Genomic DNA, 1,029 nt, shown 5'->3' on the forward strand with positions numbered 1-1,029 from the left:
CGTCCAACGACACTTATGAATCGGTCGGCGCAGATCGATTCATAACTGTGATGATAGGCCAAAAATCCCGAGAGGTTTAGGCGACCGCCTTCGGCGCACGGTTCTATTCGCGGTGCTCACGCAGCCCCCATGTGGTCTCCGCCCCAAGGGTGACGATCCTCTCGCGGCACTCAGCCGCACCATCCATGTCTTGCGCCGTCCCAGCGTCTGGCGAGACCCTCATCGATAAGGGTGTCGCCGATCGAGTGTCCCGATCGCGTTACGGTCCGGAGCTTGCGGCCATACTTGTCTTCGTCGCGCCAGCCGGCCGTCAGTGAGAAGTTGCCTCCATTCAGCAGCGCCAGCAGGCGTGCTTTCGCGGCCTCGCCTTTGATCCGTTCCGCCTCGCAGCGCGGCGGGCTGAGTTCAGGCGTGTCGATATCCGCGATGCGGATTTTCTCGCCCTCGAACCAGAACGTGTCGCCGTCGACGACGCAATTCACATGACGGCCGCCGCCGCAGACTGAAAACGCGGCCGACGATGAGTCCGCTACCGGCGTCTTGGCCACCGCCGGCATTCCGGGGAGGTTGCCGGCGCCGCCGAAGGCAAGCCAGCCTGCCGCAGTGATGACGACAGCTGAGATGACTGCCATCAGCGATATGCGCGGACCATTCTGTCCCGTTGGGGATTTTCCCTGCGGGCTACGGCGATCGTTCTTGCCGCCGGACTTCCGCGGCCTCCTGAACGGAACCACATTCGATTTCGCCACTAGCCCGTCCTCTCCCGTTTGCCTCAACCTAGCTCGGACTCGGTTTCATCTGCGTTTACGGACAAGGTGCCCCCATGCGGTGTGCGAGGCGCGGGGCGCAGTCGGTCCCGCCTCCCCTGTGGGCCACTATGTTGAGGCTCCTGCGGCTGCGCTATTTCCCGCTCTCGCACGACGAGAATTCCCGAAATCCCGCCCCTTGGGCGTCGCTATGCTGATTTCTCTGATACTCTTCATTGTCCTCGATCGGCCTTGCTCGTTGCACTGCGCGCCGGCTCGATCG

Annotated in this window: 1 protein-coding gene; it reads right to left on the reverse strand. The window is 62.9% G+C overall.

What is annotated here, in order from left to right:
* Positions 1-170 precede the first annotated feature (170 nt).
* Positions 171-632, reverse strand: a complete 462-nt coding sequence (locus GGI60_RS31705) for a thermonuclease family protein (protein WP_183934992.1) — start codon at positions 630-632, stop codon at positions 171-173.
* Between the last annotated feature and the right edge of the window lie 397 nt (positions 633-1,029).

It is taken from the genome of Rhizobium lentis, from assembly GCF_014200175.1.
GTDB lineage: Bacteria > Pseudomonadota > Alphaproteobacteria > Rhizobiales > Rhizobiaceae > Rhizobium > Rhizobium mulingense.

Coding starts and splice junctions, on each gene's coding strand:
- GGI60_RS31705 (WP_183934992.1), bottom strand. CDS start 632: ATGGCAGTCATCTCAGCTGTCGTCATCACTGCGGCAGGCTGGCTTGCC.